19 protein-coding genes are annotated in these 18,112 nt (G+C 42.1%); all 19 read left to right on the forward strand.

The genetic code is table 11. The features are described from left to right. Positions 1-35: 35 nt before the first annotated feature. The 19 genes from DESDE_RS05755 (at position 36) to DESDE_RS05840 (ending at position 18,000) form a co-directional block, all read left to right on the forward strand. Positions 36-950: a TIGR01777 family oxidoreductase gene (locus tag DESDE_RS05755; RefSeq protein ID WP_014793103.1), complete on the forward strand. Its 915-nt coding sequence runs from the start codon at positions 36-38 to the stop codon at positions 948-950. A 136-nt stretch (positions 951-1,086) separates the two neighbouring features. Continuing rightward, on the forward strand, positions 1,087-1,536 hold the full coding sequence (locus DESDE_RS05760; protein ID WP_014793104.1) for a DUF3788 domain-containing protein: 450 nt from the start codon (positions 1,087-1,089) through the stop codon (positions 1,534-1,536). Between the two features lie 28 nt (positions 1,537-1,564). After that, a complete protein-coding gene (locus tag DESDE_RS05765) occupies positions 1,565-2,173 on the forward strand; it encodes a hypothetical protein (RefSeq protein WP_014793105.1) in 609 nt (202 codons plus the stop codon). 11 nt (positions 2,174-2,184) lie between these two features. Beyond that, a complete protein-coding gene (locus tag DESDE_RS05770) occupies positions 2,185-2,886 on the forward strand; it encodes an aspartate/glutamate racemase family protein (RefSeq protein WP_014793106.1) in 702 nt (233 codons plus the stop codon). 114 nt (positions 2,887-3,000) lie between these two features. Continuing rightward, complete coding sequence (locus DESDE_RS05775) at positions 3,001-3,453, forward strand: hypothetical protein (RefSeq protein WP_014793107.1); 453 nt, start codon at positions 3,001-3,003, stop codon at positions 3,451-3,453. Positions 3,454-3,485: 32 nt separating this feature from the next. After that, entirely contained in the window at positions 3,486-4,226 is a 741-nt protein-coding gene (locus tag DESDE_RS05780; RefSeq protein WP_014793108.1) for an AAA family ATPase, read from the forward strand. A 29-nt stretch (positions 4,227-4,255) separates the two neighbouring features. Then, complete coding sequence (locus tag DESDE_RS05785; protein WP_014793109.1) at positions 4,256-4,531, forward strand: hypothetical protein; 276 nt, start codon at positions 4,256-4,258, stop codon at positions 4,529-4,531. 127 nt (positions 4,532-4,658) lie between these two features. Then, positions 4,659-6,263, forward strand: a complete 1,605-nt coding sequence (locus DESDE_RS05790) for an ASKHA domain-containing protein (RefSeq protein ID WP_014793110.1) — start codon at positions 4,659-4,661, stop codon at positions 6,261-6,263. 49 nt (positions 6,264-6,312) lie between these two features. Further along, on the forward strand, positions 6,313-7,149 hold the full coding sequence (gene mutM, locus DESDE_RS05795; protein WP_242831342.1) for a DNA-formamidopyrimidine glycosylase: 837 nt from the start codon (positions 6,313-6,315) through the stop codon (positions 7,147-7,149). A 118-nt stretch (positions 7,150-7,267) separates the two neighbouring features. Beyond that, positions 7,268-7,735, forward strand: a complete 468-nt coding sequence (locus DESDE_RS05800; protein ID WP_014793112.1) for a hypothetical protein — start codon at positions 7,268-7,270, stop codon at positions 7,733-7,735. A gap of 55 nt (positions 7,736-7,790) precedes the next feature. Continuing rightward, complete coding sequence (locus DESDE_RS05805) at positions 7,791-8,333, forward strand: DUF1697 domain-containing protein (RefSeq protein ID WP_014793113.1); 543 nt, start codon at positions 7,791-7,793, stop codon at positions 8,331-8,333. 23 nt (positions 8,334-8,356) lie between these two features. Next, positions 8,357-9,055, forward strand: coding sequence for an MBL fold metallo-hydrolase (locus DESDE_RS05810; RefSeq protein WP_371200404.1), 699 nt, complete (start codon positions 8,357-8,359; stop codon positions 9,053-9,055). Positions 9,056-9,100: 45 nt separating this feature from the next. Beyond that, positions 9,101-9,715, forward strand: a complete 615-nt coding sequence (locus DESDE_RS05815; protein WP_014793115.1) for a DUF3786 domain-containing protein — start codon at positions 9,101-9,103, stop codon at positions 9,713-9,715. A gap of 525 nt (positions 9,716-10,240) precedes the next feature. Beyond that, a complete protein-coding gene (locus tag DESDE_RS21025; RefSeq protein WP_014793116.1) occupies positions 10,241-10,891 on the forward strand; it encodes a ferredoxin-like protein in 651 nt (216 codons plus the stop codon). A 15-nt stretch (positions 10,892-10,906) separates the two neighbouring features. After that, positions 10,907-13,033 carry an aldehyde ferredoxin oxidoreductase gene (locus DESDE_RS05820; RefSeq protein WP_014793117.1) on the forward strand — a complete coding sequence of 709 codons (2,127 nt, stop codon included), beginning with the start codon at positions 10,907-10,909 and terminating at the stop codon, positions 13,031-13,033. 18 nt (positions 13,034-13,051) lie between these two features. Next, on the forward strand, positions 13,052-13,765 hold the full coding sequence (locus DESDE_RS05825; protein WP_014793118.1) for a hypothetical protein: 714 nt from the start codon (positions 13,052-13,054) through the stop codon (positions 13,763-13,765). Positions 13,766-14,218: 453 nt separating this feature from the next. Further along, entirely contained in the window at positions 14,219-15,823 is a 1,605-nt protein-coding gene (locus DESDE_RS05830; protein WP_014793119.1) for an ABC transporter substrate-binding protein, read from the forward strand. 325 nt (positions 15,824-16,148) lie between these two features. Next, positions 16,149-17,147 carry an ABC transporter permease gene (locus tag DESDE_RS05835; RefSeq protein ID WP_014793120.1) on the forward strand — a complete coding sequence of 333 codons (999 nt, stop codon included), beginning with the start codon at positions 16,149-16,151 and terminating at the stop codon, positions 17,145-17,147. Next, a complete protein-coding gene (locus tag DESDE_RS05840) occupies positions 17,140-18,000 on the forward strand; it encodes an ABC transporter permease (protein ID WP_014793121.1) in 861 nt (286 codons plus the stop codon). The genes DESDE_RS05835 and DESDE_RS05840 overlap by 8 nt, the downstream gene beginning before the upstream one ends. Positions 18,001-18,112 lie beyond the last annotated feature (112 nt).

Consider the following 18,112-nt stretch of genomic DNA (forward strand, 5'->3'; position numbering starts at 1 on the left):
TGTATGTAATGAGGCCATATAGAGGGGGCGAAGCTATGAAGGTTTTAATCTTCGGCGGAACAGGTTTTGTGGGAAAATATCTGACCAAGGAATTGCTTGAGAATGGATATCAGGTGTTTGTTGTAACCAGAAACTCTCATAAAATGGTCAGCACCCTAGGAAGTGGAGTAGAGGCAATCGAATGGGATAATATGTCCTCATTGTCTTCGCTTAAAAATTTGGAGCAGATTGATGTTGTGATCAATCTAGCCGGTGAATCCATCGGCAATCGCAGATGGACCCCTTCGGTAAAAGAAGAGATTATAGCAAGCAGGCTTAGAACAACTGGCGCAATTGTTACAGCCATTGATCATGGTGTGATTCAGCCTAAAGTGTTCATCAATGCATCGGCTGTTGGCTATTATGGCCCCCGTGGGGATGAAGAGCTCGCCGAGTCTGAGGAAGCCGGAAAGGATTTTCTGGCACAAGTATGCCGGGAATGGGAACAGGAAGCCTACAAGGCCCAAGCTCCTTTGACAAGAGTAGTCACCCTGCGGATTGGAGTCGTCTTAGGAAATGAAGGTGCTCTCAATAGAATGACCATGCCATTTAAATTCTACATAGGCGGTCCCTTGGGTACGGGAGAGCAATGGCTTTCCTGGATACATATCCAAGATTTAATCAGCATAATAAGATGTGTTATTGAACATCCGGGGTTATCCGGTCCTATTAATGCTGTCGCTCCAAATCCGGCAAGAATGAGAGATTTCAGTAAAACACTGGGCAAGGTTTTAAGCAAACCATCATGGCTACCCGTTCCAGAAATACTCCTGAAAATAGCTTTGGGTCAGATGTCAGAAATGCTATTACATGGACAACGGGCTGTGCCCAAGAAAATACAGAGCGCTGGCTTTGAATATATGTACGCAGACTTGGAGGAAGCTTTGGAGAACGCTTTGGCGGTGATATAAATTGAAAAGACTAAGAGAAGCTTGGCAGCACTCTTAATTTTTCTATGCTTCAGAGGGCCGTGGTGATAACTTAAAGCGGATTCTTCACAGTTTTTGACGAATGGTTGTAACAGGATTTTAAAAGGAGCGTAAGTATATGAATTGGAGTGAGGCATTTAACGCCAATCGACAGCCGTCTGATGATGACATTAAAGCGTTTATCGGTCAGGGAAAGCTATTATGGTCTGAACTGTTTTCTTATATCGATGCTGCTTATCAAGTTAAGCCTAAATTGGCCTTTAGTCAATGTTCGGCACAGCCCGGGTGGAATGTAAAGTATCAAAAGAGTGGTAAATCATTATGTACTCTATATCCAATGGAGGGATTTTTTATTGCACTCGTTGTGGTAGGGGCAAAGGAGGAAGAAACAGTAGAAATGGCTCTAGGAACATTTACTTCGTATGTTCAAAGCTTATACCGGAAAACATCTTTCTCCTGTGGCGGACGTTGGCTTATGATTGAGGTAAGGGAGCAACCTGTACTCAATGATGTAAAGAGCTTAATAGCAATCAGGGTAAGGCCAAAGCGGTTGGATGTGCCTCAATAGTGCAGCTGACTAAGAAGGAAGGGTAAAAATGATTATCGCTGATCAGCTATTGGCATTTGGAAAAGAGGATCTGCTAGAAGTCTCTAAAACTTTAAACGAAGAGGATATCTCTCAGCTCATTAAGTGGTTGAATGAAAAAGATGACAAATTGAGATACCATTCATTGCTTTTACTAGGACATCGTTCGGAGGAATACGGAGATGTGTACCCTTATTGGGATCTTCTCTGTGAAAAACTAAAAAGTCCCAACTCATACCAAAGAAGCATTGGGGTAATGCTTATTGCGGCTAATGCGAAATGGGATAAGGATGACAGAATGGATTCCACAATAGATGATTACTTAAAGATTCTTGGGGATAAAAAACCGGTTACAGTTAGGCAGTGTATCCAGGCGTTAAGTGAAATCGTTACCCATAAACCAAACCTGCAAGATAAAGTGTCCAGAGAGCTCATGGCCATTGATATCTTAGGAGTAAAACCGACAATGAGAAAACTGATACTCATGGACATGCTCAATATTCTTGTGCTTATTCGAAAATCTCAGAACTCTGAAGAGATTGAGACCTATATTTTTAATGCCCTTACGGGTGGACTGCTTGACAAGAAAGCGTTAAAGCAAATTGAATCTGTGTTATAGGAGAGAAAACCATGAAGACAATAGGTTTAATTGGAGGAATGAGCTGGGAATCATCAGCCGAATATTATCGAATTATTAATGAAGAAGTGAAGAAACGGCGGGGAGGTTTACACTCAGCCAGGTGTATTCTATACAGTGTTGATTTTGAGGAAATAGAAATGTGTCAAAGCCGCGGTGAATGGCATAAGGCGGCGGAAATTCTTGCCAATGCGGCTCGAAGCCTGGAGGCCGCAGGGGCAGAATGTATTGTTCTTTGCACAAATACCATGCACAAAGTTGCTGATGAGATCCAAGCGGGGATGCGGATACCCTTGCTGCACATCGCTGATATTACGGCTAAACAGGCTTTAACACATAACATAAAAACCATAGGACTCTTAGGAACCCGATACACCATGGAACAGGATTTTTACACATCACGTTTAGAGACTCAGGGGCTAAAAGTTTTGACACCGGAAGAAGGAGATAGAGGAATCGTCAATGAAGTAATATATCATGAACTATGCTTAGGAGAAATTAGTAATGAATCGAGAAATCAATTCAAAAGAATGATCCAATCCTTAGTCGAGCAGGGTGCTGAAGGAATAGTGCTTGGATGTACAGAAATCGGCTTATTAATTAAACAAGAGGATTCATTCGTGCCTTTATTTGATACGACACTCATTCATGCCATAGGGGCAGTGGATTATGCTTTGTCAGAGGTGATCAAATAGAGTATTTAGTGAAAAATCAGGGCTTTTGTATGTAATGGACATTGAGTTTTAGTAATTATGATGGGATAATATGGTTGTGTTGATAGGGTAAGTAATAAAAAGAGGTGTTTTATATTGGTAAGAGTAATAGCAATCATTAAAGAACGACACAGAACCATGGGTTGCCGCATACTTGATGAAGTCACGGCGACAGTACAGGATATGGGTTTAGCGAGCACCTTGGAATACATTAAAGAACATAGCTGCCGCAATGCTCATGCCTCAGGGGTAGCATTGGTCGCAGATGAAGGGACAATAGATATGTTGCCTGTTATTGACTCACATACAAAACAATGTATAAAAAATGATAAGTACATCATCGTAGGAACTTTTAAAGAAGGGGATCGGATCACCGCCATACGGGTAACGGATTATACGGGGACCATCATGGATATTGATGTCAAACAGCTTTTGATGTTAGAGGATAAAGGATATTGTAACGCTAAAATAAAAAATGTTGGTGATAAGAGGTCAATTAAGCCCTTGGATTTGCCCTGGCCTGTTTTAAGGTGGTCGCCAGGGAAGTAATTTGATGAGATGGTAAAGGGGAAAGAGTAGCATTGGCCTATCTTAAAAAGGTGACACTGAATTGGGAACGTGCAGACAACAGAAATATCTACCCATTTAATATCCCTGCACTGGTAAATTGTGCATCGCTGGATATTAATCACAATGTCGTGTTTTTTGTGGGCGAGAACGGGACAGGAAAATCAACGTTGCTCGAAGCCATAGCCTATCAGTGCGGCTTTGGAATTGGCGGTGGGGATAGAAATGTTGATATCGGATTGTCTGATGAAAGTGTCCGCCTGGCCTCGATTCTAACATTATCCTGGATGCCTAAAATCAATCAGGGATTTTTTTTACGAGCTGAGACCTTCTTTGATTTTGCCAAGCATCTGGATGAACGTTCAAAAGATCCATATGCCGGCGGCAGAAAGGTTTATGACGCTTACGGAGGAAAATCTTTAAACCAGCAATCTCATGGGGAGGCGTTTCTCTCCCTCTTTGCCAATCGTTTTGGCGGTAGGAGCCTGTACATACTGGATGAACCTGAAGCAGCACTTTCGCCCCAGCGTCAATTGGCTTTTTTAGGCATCATAAATGATCTGGAGATGGCAGATCGCGCCCAATTTATTATTGCGACCCATTCCCCGATTTTAATGGCCTACCCGGGAGCACAGATCTACGAATGCAATGAGGATGGGATTATCCCCATTGATTATGAAGAGACGGATCATTATCGCTTGACCAAGGCCTTTCTCGATAATCCGGACAGATTTTTTAAACAACTTTTTAGTTGAGTGTCCATTCTCAAGGAGGGAAGATATGTATGAGCATAAATCATGATGTAGGAATTATTGAGGGCGTTTATGACATTGCTCTACCTAAAGTTCCCACATCCCTTCATAGATGGGGACGAGTAGTATGGCTGCAGGATATTGAGATTGGCTCTCAAGGAAGATTTTTGTACATCCAGGATGGTCAATGTTCAAGCACTCATTTAAGTCGAATCACAAATGTTATTAAAGCTACGGAGTATGTAGAGATTCACACCGAGAATAACATATATAAGCTGAGGCTTTTGCCGGTGAATCCACATTCATAGAGATTGCTGAAGAATTGAGAATACAAATAATCAGGGAGAACTGCAGTCCGCAACTCTCTTTTTTGTTTTTTAATTATTCTAACAATTTTTTGGCTTTCCATTTATAATAGACAAAGGGGGATTGAAAATGAATAATTATAGACCCGTCATCTTGGCAGAACAGACAGTCCTCAATGATTTTGAACTCGATCCACTTACAAGAAAAATAAGCATAGATATATCCCGACGCGGTGAACAAAGTAATAAGGGTATGGTTGACAGCCTCCGTCAAACTTTGCATCAAAGGCTAGGGGTTCCTGTATCCATTCCGGTGCCCCTCATGAATGATGTCCTAAAGTTTGGCCGTGATGGGAATGAGGCCATAACGGTTACACTGACTGCAAGTCATGATATCAATGAAGAAGGAAAAGCTGGAAGTTATCAATTAATTAATCTAGAACCTGGAGATCATACCGATTTTAATGTGGGGTTAGCCATTGATATAGGAACAACCACTGTGGTTGTTTATCTTGTAAACATGATTAATGGAGACATTATTGGTAAAGCCTCGGATTATAATGGCCAAATTAAGTTTGGGGACGATATACTTAGCCGCATTATGGTTGCCAGAGAAGAAAAAGGCTTAAAAGAGCTGCAAGCCTTGATTGTAAATACACTCAATGAGCTTATTCAAAATTTATGTACTCAATTCTCACTGAAGCCGCATGATATAAATGGAGTATGTATTGGGGCAAACACGACTATGGTTCATTTGCTATTAGGTTTGGACCCTGGTTCAATTTGCCGGGAACCCTATAAACCAGTGGTTAATAATGCGGAAGTATTTTGTGCTAAGGACATTGGCTTAGATGTCAATCCCCTCGCACCGACCTATTGTTTGCCGAGCATCGGCAGTTATATTGGCGGTGATGTCTTAGCGGGGATTCTGGTAAGTGGTATGCATAAGCAGGAAGAAACGTCACTCTTGGTGGATATCGGGACAAACGGAGAATTCATTCTGGGAAATCATGAATGGTTGGTAGCATGTGCAGGGGCGGCTGGTCCGGCTTTGGAAGGGGGAGTAACGGAGTGTGGAATCAGAGCTGAACAAGGGGCTGTTGATCATGTTGAGATAGACTCTGAACATAGTGTAAGATATACAACCATCGATAATGCCCCCGCAAGAGGAATTTGTGGTTCAGGATTAATTGATATATTAGCGGAACTTTTCTTAAATGGGATCATTGATCGGGCTGCCCGATTTACAGATGGGAGAGAGCGTTTCATTATCGTTCCTGCCCACGAAAGTGCAGAGGGCAGGGAGATATTTATAAGTCAAAAGGACATTAGCAGTCTCATGCGTACAAAGGGGGCCGTAAACGCTGCACTTGAAGTATTAATTGAAAGTGTGGGCTGCCGGTGGGAAGAGATTGTTAAGTTTTATGCGGCAGGTGCATTTGGCCAGTATCTGCCTCTTGAATCCGCAATTACCATTGGGCTCTATCCCGATCTTCCACGAGAACATATGATGCGCCTGGGGAATAGCTCAGGCGAAGGAGCGCGTCAGGTTCTGCTTTCTAATGAAAAGCGCAGAGAAATAGAGCAAATTGCCAATAAGATTACTTATTTCGAAATGAATGCAAACAATATGTTTATGGACAAATACTGCGGAAGTCGGTTTTTACCTCACACGAATATGGATTTATTCCCGAGTGTCAAGGAGAAATTGGCAGTTCGACAAAGCGGTTTCTGATAATATATAGGCTTATATTTGAGTCGGACCGAGCTTGTTTGGCAACACTATGCTTGAGGTGAGCATCATGCCGGAAATTCCCGAAATGGAAACGTACAAGGATTATTTGCAGTTGTCCGTTCTCGGTAAGAAAATTGTAGGAACTGAAATCGTCCGGGAGCGTAGCACCAATGTTCCTCCTGATGAGTTTGTAAGATGGGTGCAGGATACAAGTATTGAGCAGGTGTTAAGATGTGGAAAATACCTCATCCTTTCCCTGAGCTCAGGGAAAGCCCTCTGCGCTCATATGATGCTTGATGGCAGAATCTATTATGAGGTGGCTGGAGAGCCTGTAGAGCTGCCGGGTAGCTCACATATTCAGCTGAGGTTTGAAGATGACTCTATTCTCCATTTTTGTGATTTAAGATTAGGTTATCTTAAGCTCCTCGACCCATCCCAAGTACAAGCTATTAAGGATGGGTTGGGCCCTGATCCTTTGGATTCGGGATTTTCCTTTACCGCTTTTCTGAAAATCCTTAGCGCAAAAAGAGGAATGATTAAGCCCCTGCTCATGGATCAAAAAAATATATCAGGGATAGGAAACGCATATTCCAATGAGATTTTATTTGCTGCGGGAATACTGCCGGAACGAAAAGTTCCGACATTAACCGATGGGGAGAAGGAACGGTTGTATTCAGTTATCCCTGATTTGCTTCGGCAAGCTATTGAAAAAGGGGGCTATATCGAAGAACCTTTTGCCTTCTGGGATAATTTAAGTGGGGGAATGATCCCGTATTTCAAGGTTTATGATCGTTCGGGACAACCTTGTCTTCAATGTGGTGATACAATAAGGCAAAAGATAGTTGGGGGTAGGAATGCTTATTATTGTTTAACATGCCAACATTAAGCATGATGTGCCGGCTAAAAACCTAAACAATTGACCGCCGGCGAATTAACCTTAAGGAATAATTTAGCCTATGACAAATTAATGATATAAGGATCCAGTCGTGAAGAGAGGGATAAGCATGGGGGACCAAATTAAAAGAAAGTCTTTTTCGATCAAATTATTAATATTCTTGCAGGCTTTTTTAGGGTTAGGAGCAATTTTTGGCGGGACGGTTCTTATTATCGATCCCAGTGGTGAATTGATTCAGATGCCGGCGACGATGCTGGAACATTCCCCCTTTAGTGATTTTTTGCTACCCGGTATAATTCTTCTCACCTTGTTGGGAATTTTGCCATTGGCTGTAGCTTATGGTTTAGTAAAAAATCAGCCTTTGGCAGTAGTTAATCGGCTCAACTTGTTTTCAGATAAACACTGGGCTTGGACCTATTCACTCTATATCGGTTTTGTTTTAATTATTTGGATTGCAGTTGAAGCTTACTTTATTCAGGGCTTTGCTGTCATTCATTTAGGCTATATTTTTTGGGCTTTACTTATTCAGGCGATTACTTTGCTTCCTTCCGTCCAGAGCTATTATACATCGCCATAAGAGTAAAACTATCCATACGAAGCAAGTATTACTTAATATGATGGGGGAAATTTGTATGAAGTATATCGCCCTACTTCGGGGGATTAATGTGGGAGGGAAAAATAGAGTCCCCATGAACCAATTGAAACAATGCTTGGAGAAAGCCGGGTTTCAAAATGTGGTGACCTACATTAATAGTGGGAATGTAATCTTTGATTATCAGGCACAGGATCCTCCGGTGCTTATTGAAAAATGCAAAGAAATTTTAGAGGAGGAATTTAAATTTCCTATAGACTTAGCACTTATCGATGGGGAAAGCATGAGAGAAGCTATAGAGCATGCGCCGGATTGGTGGGGAGAGGACCCCAATGCAAAGCATAATGCACTATTTGTTATACATCCCGCCACAGCCATAGACATAGTTGCTGAGGTAGGGTCCACGAAGCCTGAGTATGAACAAGTATTTGCTTATGGTCCCGTGATATTTTGGTCAGCACAGTTAAAGACCTTTTCCCGCACTCGGTGGACCAAAATCGTTGGGACCAAGGCGTATAAATCCGTTACCATTAGAAATGCCAACACCACAAGAAAGGTGTTGGAAATAGCTCTGTCTCATTAAATTCCCAGTGTGTCAAGGAGGATATGATGGAAGAGATTATCGTTTTGAATATTCCCGTTAAGTTTGGCGACATAGAGGAAGTGATCCACCCAGTGATTTTAATGGATGCCAAGGAAATGATTCTGGTGGACTGTGGGTATATAGGCTTTATGCCTAAGGTTGAGGGTGCTATCCAAGCTCAGGGCTTAGATTGCAGTCAACTCACCAAAATCCTTATTACCCATCACGACCACGATCATATGGGGGCTTTAGCAGATTTCAAGCAGAAGTACCCTCAGATCCAAGTTGTAGCAAGTTCCATAGAAGCTCCTTTTATAGCCGGAGAAACGAAGTCTATGCGCTTGGAGCAAGCTGAAGCCTTGCAAAATGCTGCCTTAACTGAGGAGCAGAAGGCTTTTGGTGAAGCCTTTTGCAATATCCTGAGAAGTGTTAAACCGGTTGCAGTGGATATCACCGTTCATGATGGACAAATCATGGACTGGTGCGGGGGGTGTGAAATTATAAGCACACCGGGTCATACACCCGGGCATATAACTCTCTATTTGAAGAAACATAGAACCATAATAACCGGTGATGCTGCAGTGCTGGAGAACAATGAATTGGTTATTGCCAACCCTCAGTTTACCTTGGATATGGAAAGCGCTACACAATCCCTGGCAGAGTTACAAAGCTTTGAAGCAGACAAGTATATTTGTTACCATGGGGGGATTAAGAGCAATTAGTACATAGTGGTGTGGGGATGAATTATGAGAGTGGAGGGGATAAGAATGGATACGAATTACCGTGTTGCCTATAATAAGTTCTGGCAAGACATAAAAAAGAGAGAGCCGGTGGAGATTACATCTACACGAGCGGTATCTTATAACGTGGATACCAAGCAATTTATAGTTATGTTTTTTAATCAAGAGTACATTGTGGATAGCAATCAGGAAACGGTATACCGTAAAGCAGATGGGCATAGTCTGGATATCATGGATGCAATCATTATTCTTAACTATTTAGCCTATGCGCAGCCGCTAGTGGAATCAGAGCCCAGGTGGGTGAGTATTAAGGAAATACCGGGAGGGATGATTTTTTATTCGGCTTTTCTTAAAACAGCCATCTCACCATTAATCAAGGCATTTGGTCATCAGGCCAAGCTTTTGGGAACCTTGGCAGCCTCTTTAGGTGGGCAACCCGCTAATATGGGTGATTCATCGGTGATGTTTCAAGCCTTTCCAGAAATCCCTGTGTGTGTGGTCATTTGGGAAGGGGACGAAGAGGTGAAGGCCAATGCCACAATCCTCTTTGATCCTTCAATAGAGCCCATGTTACATAGTGAAAGCATCATTGGTCTTGGTATTTCCTTAGCCAATCGGCTGAATAAGAGGGCTTCCAGCTGACGTGGCTTAACAGATTTGGGGTTATATCCTTTTTTGATCATGAGGGTTTTTGCATTCTCTACTTGAGCTGACAGTTGAGCAGTTATCCTTTTTGACGGCTCTTGCATAAAAACACCTCCATTGAATTCTGACTGATTCAATGGAGGTATTTCTCTTTCCGTTAATCTTATAAAAATTAAAAGCGCTATTGACCGATTTCAAAAGGGATGATAGAATATTCACAAAATACACTCAAGTGAAAATATGAGCATAAATAAACAAACATAACCATGATCTATTTAATTTATAATTACTACTAACAGTATAACAGGAATTTTCGCAATTTTCAACAATTAATTTATATAATTAATTTTCCGAATATTCAACAAATACTTTATAATCTGAATTGCGTGTCGTCAATTTTTGACACAAATTTTTGACAATTGTTACTGATTGTTACTGATATCCAAATGATGCACAATATCTCTGTTTTATAAACTATTTTTAGTTTATAAATAACAAAAATAAAAAGGAGGAAAAACAAGGATGACAGTATCAAAAAGCGAGAATTTTTTAGACCGAACATTGAACAGCGAAATGACAAGAAGAAAATTCATGAAGGTCTCAGGAAAAAGTATCGTGGGTGTAGCCATCTCAGCATCATTTCTGTCTCTAATAGGATGTACACAGGAACAAGTAACCAGTGGGAAAGTAAGGGTGTGGAGTACGCCCCAAGGACTGCTTGTCGTGAATGAAGCAAAATGTACCGGTTGTCAACGCTGTGAAATCAACTGTACTCAAGTGAATGATGGGTATGTATCTTCTTATGTTTCCAGGGCTAAGGTTAGCAGAAACTTAATGTTAAGCCATTTGGGTAATGGGTTATTAACAGATAACTGGGTGTATTTCCCGGATACATGTCGTCAATGCGAAGACCCTTCGTGTGGAAATGCATGTCCAGTACAAGCAATATCCTCAGATGATAGGGGAGTAAAAAAAGTCGATCAGTCTAAATGTGTAGGCTGTGGTACATGTACTGCGCAATGTCCATGGGAAATGCCAACGGTTAATCCAGAAACTAGAAAGTCGTCCAAGTGCATTCTATGTGGTTCTTGTGCAACAGGATGCCCTACAGGTGCATTAAGCGTTGTAGACTGGGATAGTGTAACTGCAGCTTTGCAGAAAACTAGAAAATAATAGGGGGATAAAATAATGAGCGTATATGGATGGGCGGGAAAGATCTTAAGAGTCAATTTTACCACAGGCAATATAAATACTGAAGATACTAGTAAATATAAAGACTATGTCGGCGGAATGGGAATAGGTTATAAAGTTATTTATGACGAAGTTCCACTGGAAACCCATGCCCATGATGAAGCTTCCAAAATCGTCATGGCCACAGGCCCGTTAACTGCTACAGGAGTTCCTTGTTCAGGAAGAATGAATATTACTTGCTTATCCTCATGGTCAAAAGGATTTTCAATAGTAGATGGACATATGGGTGGACATTTTGCACATGCTTTAAAGTATGCTGGTTATGATGCGATAATATTTGAGGGAAAATCAGCTAAACCCGTGTATTTAAAGATAGATGATGATAAGGTCTCCATCGAAGATGCCAGCCATTTATGGGGAAAAGGTACCTTCGAAGCCAATAGAATGTTAGTAAAAGAAAATGGAGAGAATTTTTGCGCCGCAGTTATAGGTGCGGCAGGAGAAAACTTAGTAAATATGTCAAACCTGATTACTTCGTTTGGGAATTCAGGTGGAGCAGGATGTGGAGCTATTTTTGGCTCTAAGAAGGTAAAGGGTATTGCGGTAAGAGGTACTGGAAATATAAAAATTGCCAATGTGAAGGACTTAAGAGAACAAAGTAATTATATGTTAAAAGAGTTGATTGGAGGGAACAATAACCATAATGTACCGGCAACTCCACAATCTTGGGCGGAATACTCAGCGCCTTCCGGAAAAAACAGATGGTCAGGGGCTTCAGGACTAGGATGGCATAAAGCACCAGGCGGATTTGTTGACATGGGTGAGCAGCCGCCGGGAGATCTAAATAAGATAGGCTTTAGAGCACATAAAGGACATTTTGACCACGGAGATCTTGCCGATAAATATATGGTTAAAGTCGGAGGATGTTCATCTTGCCCAATCAGATGCTATGCCGAATATGATGTCGATCCATTGGCTGATTTTGATTTACCGACAAAGGTTTCTAATACTTGTATGCCTATTATTTCAGTAGGGAATTGGTATGCGGGAAATATCGGAAAAATGAAACATGTGGATGAAAATGATGGCAGTTTTGTAAACAATGTTACGGGTGCGAGAGCTGTAGATGAATATGGTCTTTGGGATAACTATGGAAATATCCAAAAGGACTTTGCATATTGCTATAAAAAAGGAATACTAAAGGAAAAGCTCCCGAAAGAGGAATATGATTCCATACCATGGGAACTATTGGAATCTGGTGATCCGAGATGGATATGGGAAATAGTAAAGAGAGTAGCATCGAATAAGGGTGAAATAGCAACAATAGGTATGGGAACCTATCTCATGGTAGAAAAATGGGGATTAGGAAAAGAATATTTTGATGATCAAGGCCAAGGCAATCTTTGTTACAATGGCTATCCTAACCACCATGGACCTAGTGAAGCAGGGCAAGCAGCGATGCTTTATAATCTGATGTACAATAGGGACTGTATGGTGCATCATGTTACCTGCATCACATCCTCCGGATCACCCTATGAACTATATAAGGGAATACTTGAAGAAGAGTTTGGTGAGGGTGTAATAGATCCGCCTAAACACTATACGCCTATGAATAGAAGCAAAGCGAAATTTGCCAAATGGGCTTTTATTGGTAAGCAATGGCATGATATGGCAACCCTTTGCAACTGGATGTATCCCATGACTTTGTCTCCGGTTAAAGCAAGAGGATATAAAGGGGATTTAGAACTGGATGCCAAATATATGACAGCTGTTACAGGTGAAAAATGGACAAGAGCAGATGTGGATTTAGCCAGTGAGAGAGTTAGCAACATGCTAAGGGTAATAACAGCTCTATCCTATAATATTCATTTAGGAAGTAAGAACTTAAGAAAAGATCATGATGAAATTACTAAATGGGTATTTGATAAGGATCCTGACTTTAAAGCCTTTGAAGAAGGAACAGACAAATTAGATCGAGATGATATGGAAATTGCACGAGATATGTTCTATGAGGAGATGGGCTGGGATAAGGAAACAGGAATACCTACTAGGAAAACCCTGGAGAGACTAAGCCTTGGTTATATGGCAGATGATCTGGAAAAGAGAGGGCTGCTGCCAGCCTAGAATTAAGGAGACATAAAGATGTTTAGAAGAAGAAAACCAGGATTTGCCGTAGAGATTAACAAAAAAGAATTTGGAAATGAATCCAATGAAATTAATGCGGACAGAGCAGAAGAAGAATTAAGAATGAAGATAGATTTAGTGGATCTGCTTGATGAAGAAGATTTAGTTGACGCGGAATCCCAGGATATGGAGGAACAAGGTGAGCAAGTAGGTGGATCAAAGTATATACTTTTGGCAGACTTTATTAGAGAAAGAAGTATTGGCTCCATGCTCACAAGCCAAAAATCCTTAGTTGAAGAGGATGAAACAGTGGAAGAAACCATAGAAAAAATGGGAGGTGAGGAAGATACTCAAGACATAGTGTCTATAAAAGGTAATGAGGATGTATATTATTATTCAAATCAATATATGAGCGATAACTATGCCATGATTGCTATGTTAGTTGAGGAGAAGGATTTATCAAAAACGATAGTTGAAATGGTAAGGTGGAATTGTAAGACTTATCCTTGTCCCACACCTATCTACTATTTTGGTAAAACGCCGTATTCTTATAACGATGAGGAAATAGAGATAGCTTTAAATAAGTTGAGAGAGGATGAAAGATACAAAGACATAAAAGAACTTCTTACAGGAAACAACATCCGATACTTCTATTCTACTCTTCATATGAGTGAGAAATATGCGAGGGCCTTGGCAGAAAGTACCGAACAAGGAGAATATGGATATAATTAAAATTGGGACTTTAAAAGGAGGTGTAAATTACTGATTTGATCCTTTTTTAATCTGAATGGAATAATAGTATACTAATTGAGCGTACTAATATATTTAAATTTTAAAATAGTAAAATAACTATATTGATTATTCGGACTTGTTAGAAATCTCGATTGAATTATCTTGACAATAAGTGGGTCTATAGTATATCCTTTCATTAAGTACTGAATTGATTGTTGTTGACCAATGTTTACGTTCTTAAACAATTATTTAATCTCAATAATCAAATACACAATATAAGCAGGATGAACCTGCCTTAATACCATGGAGGTCGTTAAAAACGTGCCTTCATGGTGTTTTTATTTTTGAGGTATAGAGTATAAGAACTTTTTAATTAAGGAAATGGTAAGTAAGTGTTAAAAATCTAAATGTCTTTCTTCGAGGGCTATGGCAAAGAAGTGGAGGATGATTAAGATGAAAAGCAAAAATGGGAAGTGGATGATTTCAGGTGTACTTATCATGTGTATAGCGCTCCTTCTGGCGGGTTGTGGAGGAAGCAATCCGGTAACTACTGGGGGAAAGACTGCCAAAGATGAACTGGTTATTTATATTGGGTATGGGATGACCAGTGGCGGTTATGATCCCTGCACCGGTTATGGAATCTATGGAGACGGAATCTTCCATAGTGCCTTATTGAAATTCAATGCCAAAATTGAAGTGGAACCGGATCTGGCTGTCAATTATACAATTAGTGACGATGGCTTGACTTATACATACACTCTTCGCGACGATGTGAAATTCTCTGATGGCCAGTCTTTAACCGCTGACGATGTAGCCTTTACCTATATGACCGCCAAAGCAAGTGGATCCAGTGTGGATTTGACCATGCTGGAAAAGGCGGAAGCCAAAGATAATACGACCGTCGTCTTTACCTTGAATAAAAAATGGTCAGCATTTGTCTCTACCACCGCCCTGCTGGGAATTGTCCCCAAGCATGCTTATGGACAGGGGTATGGGGACAATCCGATTGGGACGGGCCCCTTCAAAGTAGCCCAATTGGATAAAGAACAACAGCTTATCGTCGTCCCCAATGATTATTATTACGGAACCAAGCCTAGCTTTAAGAAGATCACTATTCTGAACTTGGATGAGGAAGCCGCCTTAGCGGCAGCAAAATCAGGAAACTTAGACGTAGTCATGGTTAATCCTGAGTATGCTTACGAAGAGGTTTCCGGTATGACTATGGAAAGCATTAAGACTGTGGATAATCGGGGATTTAATTTACCCACCATACCGGAAAGGTCGGATGCCAATGGCAATGTGATCGGAAATAACGTAACCAGTGATTATGCCGTACGCAAAGCTCTAAACATTGGTATTAATCGGAAGACCATCATCCAGAATGCTCTTAATGGTATAGGGTTTCCCGCCTATGGCCGAGTGGATGCTTTACCCTGGAACAACACTCCAGAATTTGAGGATGGCCGGGTGGAAGAAGCAAAGGCCCTGTTGGAAGAAGCAGGCTGGATCGACACCGATGGAGATGGAATACGGGAGAAGGATGGAATCAAGGCTGAGTTTAAAATCACGGGAAGAACAGATGATTTGCAACGCTATAATTTGGCCGTGGCTTTAAGCGAAGATGCTAAGAAACTGGGAATTAATCTTATGGCTGAAGCCGTGGCCTGGGCCGACTGTAAAGCTTTGACCCGCAATATACCCACCTGCTGGGGAAGCGGTGACTATAATCCTATCGACCTTTACAATGCTCATTATTCCAAAATGATTGGCGTCGGGACCAGCAATCCTGCTTCCTATTCCAATCCTAAAGTGGATGAATATATTGAAAAAGCTTTGGCAGCTACCAGCATGGAAGAAGCCATAGAGTATTGGAAACTCTCGCAATGGGATGGCGAGACAGGAACCAGCGTCGATTATCCCTTCTTATGGATTGTCAATATCGACCATACTTATTTTGTACGGGATGGGTTAAGCCTTGGGGAACAACGGATTCATCCCCATGGACATGGAGTGCCGGTTATCGCCAATATGAATGAGTGGACCTTTGAGCACAATTGATAAAAAGCCCGCCTAAGGAGTAACATTAAAAATGATGGCTCTAATGCCCTATAAGCGTAGCTTTGCGTACAGGAGAGAACGATTTTAGCGGAAGGGCGGCTGTGTTAACGAAGCTTTCTTAACATAGGCGAGCCACCGGTTCACATCAGGTAGTACCCTGGGGTTTGGCTCGACTGTTAAGAAAGCAAGTTGACCAGCCCTGGAGCTAATGAGTGAGCGGATGTACGTAAAGCTACACGACCCGAGCAACGAGCTTCATTTATCGATGATGCAGCTTAAGATGGAACTCCATGAGTGAAAAATGAAGAGACTTGAGGAAGCATAGATGAGAGAGAGAAACAAGGTCTTACAGAAACTAATATGGCCATCCTTCCTGCGCATGATCACTTTGCTCATTGCTATGAGTGTCATTGCTTTTGCCTTGGTTATGGCTTCACCTGTTGATCCCATTGATGCATTTGTGGGCTCAGAGTCCAATGTCTCACAGGAACAAAGGGACAATGTGGCTCGTTACTGGGGGCTGGATAAGCCCCCGGTGGAGCGCTTTTTAACTTGGGCAGGCAATGTACTCCAGGGGGATATGGGAATTTCCACCACCTATCGATTACCTGTCACCCAAGTGATAGGGGAACGGGTGAAAGCATCCTTAGCCTTAATGGGAGTAGCTTGGGTTCTCTCCGGGATATTGGGCTTTGTCCTTGGTATCCTGGCCGGAGTGAACCGGGGGAAGCTGATGGACCGCTTCATAAAAACCTTTTGTCTGGCCTTATCCTCAGCTCCGACATTTTGGATTGGGCTGTTGATACTGATGGTTTTCGCCGTGAATCTGCAGTGGTTTCCTATTGGCCTGGCGGCTCCCATCGGCAGGCTTGCCTCAGAGGTAACCCTTTGGGAACGCATACATCATCTGATTTTACCTGCTTTTACACTAAGTATTATAGGAGTGGCGAATATCGCTCTTCATACCCGTCAGAAAATGATCGACGTTCTCGAGTCAGAGTATGTGCTCTTTGCCAAAGCAAGGGGAGAATCTACCTATAGTATTGTTAAACGACATGGAATTCGCAATATTATGCTTCCGGCTATTACCCTGCAATTTGCCTCTTTCAGTGAATTGTTTGGGGGTTCTGTCTTAGCTGAACAAGTCTTTACCTATCCGGGCTTGGGCAATGCGGTGACTCAAGCAGGGCTTCGTGGAGATGTGCCTCTATTTTTGGGGATTGCTTTGTTCAGTGCAGTCTTCGTCTTCGCAGGGAATTTCATTGCCAACCTGATTTATGGCATCGTCGATCCCCACATAAAGGAGGCGAATCCCCATGGATAACTACACAATGACGGCTGAACTTATACGGGATGGGGGATTGAATCGAAGGACGAAGACCTTTTTTATGTTAGGGATTTGCGCAGCAATTTTGATTGCCATTACGGTCATGGGATTGACTATGAGTCCGGAAGCCTATGCGCCGGACTACGGGGCTAAGAAGCTGGCTCCCTCAGTAGATCATTGGTTTGGTACCGATTATCTGGGACGGGATATGTTTGCCCGGACGATTAAAGGTTTGTCCACCAGTATTCTGGTTGGTCTTTTAGCGGCTACGGTCAGTGCGGTAATTGCCCTGATTCTGGGTATTGTGGCAGCAACGGCGGGTGGCAAGGTGGATCAATTCGTCAGCTGGCTCGTGGATTTGTGCATGGGAATTCCCCATATCGTATTACTGATGTTGATATCCTTTATGCTGGGGAGGGGGCTCCAGGGAGTCATCATCGCCGTAGCTGTAACTCACTGGCCTTCTTTAACACGGGTGATGCGGGCTGAAGTCCTCCAGATCCGCAATGCACACTATGTGCAAGCGGCAAAAAAATTAGGTAAAAGCAACTGGACTATTGCCAAAACTCACATTGTTCCCCATGTTTTTCCTCAATTTGTGATCGGGCTGATTTTGCTTTTTCCCCATGCTATTCTTCATGAAGCGGCGATCACCTTTTTAGGTTACGGCCTACCTCTGGATATGCCCGCTGTCGGGATCATTCTTTCGGAAGCTATGAAACACTTAGCCACAGGGATGTGGTGGTTGGCATTCTTCCCAGGCGTGATGCTTTTGATCATTGTCATGATGTTTGAAGCTATCGGAGAAAGCCTAAGACGACTGATCGATCCCTATAGTGCTCAAGAATAGGAGGGGATGGGTATGAGCCTTATCCTGGAGAAACTATCCGTTAAAGAATCAAACCCAGTAAATAAAGCGCAGGGGAAGCCGGATACTGTAGAAAAAAAAGGATCCCCTCTTC

The sequence above is a fragment of the Desulfitobacterium dehalogenans ATCC 51507 genome (assembly GCF_000243155.2).
Classification (GTDB): domain Bacteria; phylum Bacillota; class Desulfitobacteriia; order Desulfitobacteriales; family Desulfitobacteriaceae; genus Desulfitobacterium; species Desulfitobacterium dehalogenans.

What these genes read in the sequence shown, in the direction of transcription:
- DESDE_RS05815 (WP_014793115.1), top strand. Translation starts at nt 9,101, where the DNA reads ATGGATACGAATTACCGTGTTGCCTATAATAAGTTCTGGCAAGACATA.
- DESDE_RS05765 (WP_014793105.1), top strand. Translation starts at nt 1,565, where the DNA reads ATGATTATCGCTGATCAGCTATTGGCATTTGGAAAAGAGGATCTGCTA.
- mutM (WP_242831342.1), top strand. Translation starts at nt 6,313, where the DNA reads ATGCTTGAGGTGAGCATCATGCCGGAAATTCCCGAAATGGAAACGTAC.
- DESDE_RS05820 (WP_014793117.1), top strand. Translation starts at nt 10,907, where the DNA reads ATGAGCGTATATGGATGGGCGGGAAAGATCTTAAGAGTCAATTTTACC.
- DESDE_RS05805 (WP_014793113.1), top strand. Translation starts at nt 7,791, where the DNA reads ATGAAGTATATCGCCCTACTTCGGGGGATTAATGTGGGAGGGAAAAAT.
- DESDE_RS05755 (WP_014793103.1), top strand. Translation starts at nt 36, where the DNA reads ATGAAGGTTTTAATCTTCGGCGGAACAGGTTTTGTGGGAAAATATCTG.
- DESDE_RS05810 (WP_371200404.1), top strand. Translation starts at nt 8,357, where the DNA reads ATGATGGAAGAGATTATCGTTTTGAATATTCCCGTTAAGTTTGGCGAC.
- DESDE_RS21025 (WP_014793116.1), top strand. Translation starts at nt 10,241, where the DNA reads ATGACAGTATCAAAAAGCGAGAATTTTTTAGACCGAACATTGAACAGC.
- DESDE_RS05840 (WP_014793121.1), top strand. Translation starts at nt 17,140, where the DNA reads ATGGATAACTACACAATGACGGCTGAACTTATACGGGATGGGGGATTG.
- DESDE_RS05770 (WP_014793106.1), top strand. Translation starts at nt 2,185, where the DNA reads ATGAAGACAATAGGTTTAATTGGAGGAATGAGCTGGGAATCATCAGCC.
- DESDE_RS05830 (WP_014793119.1), top strand. Translation starts at nt 14,219, where the DNA reads ATGAAAAGCAAAAATGGGAAGTGGATGATTTCAGGTGTACTTATCATG.
- DESDE_RS05760 (WP_014793104.1), top strand. Translation starts at nt 1,087, where the DNA reads ATGAATTGGAGTGAGGCATTTAACGCCAATCGACAGCCGTCTGATGAT.
- DESDE_RS05785 (WP_014793109.1), top strand. Translation starts at nt 4,256, where the DNA reads ATGAGCATAAATCATGATGTAGGAATTATTGAGGGCGTTTATGACATT.
- DESDE_RS05835 (WP_014793120.1), top strand. Translation starts at nt 16,149, where the DNA reads ATGAGAGAGAGAAACAAGGTCTTACAGAAACTAATATGGCCATCCTTC.
- DESDE_RS05790 (WP_014793110.1), top strand. Translation starts at nt 4,659, where the DNA reads ATGAATAATTATAGACCCGTCATCTTGGCAGAACAGACAGTCCTCAAT.
- DESDE_RS05825 (WP_014793118.1), top strand. Translation starts at nt 13,052, where the DNA reads ATGTTTAGAAGAAGAAAACCAGGATTTGCCGTAGAGATTAACAAAAAA.
- DESDE_RS05800 (WP_014793112.1), top strand. Translation starts at nt 7,268, where the DNA reads ATGGGGGACCAAATTAAAAGAAAGTCTTTTTCGATCAAATTATTAATA.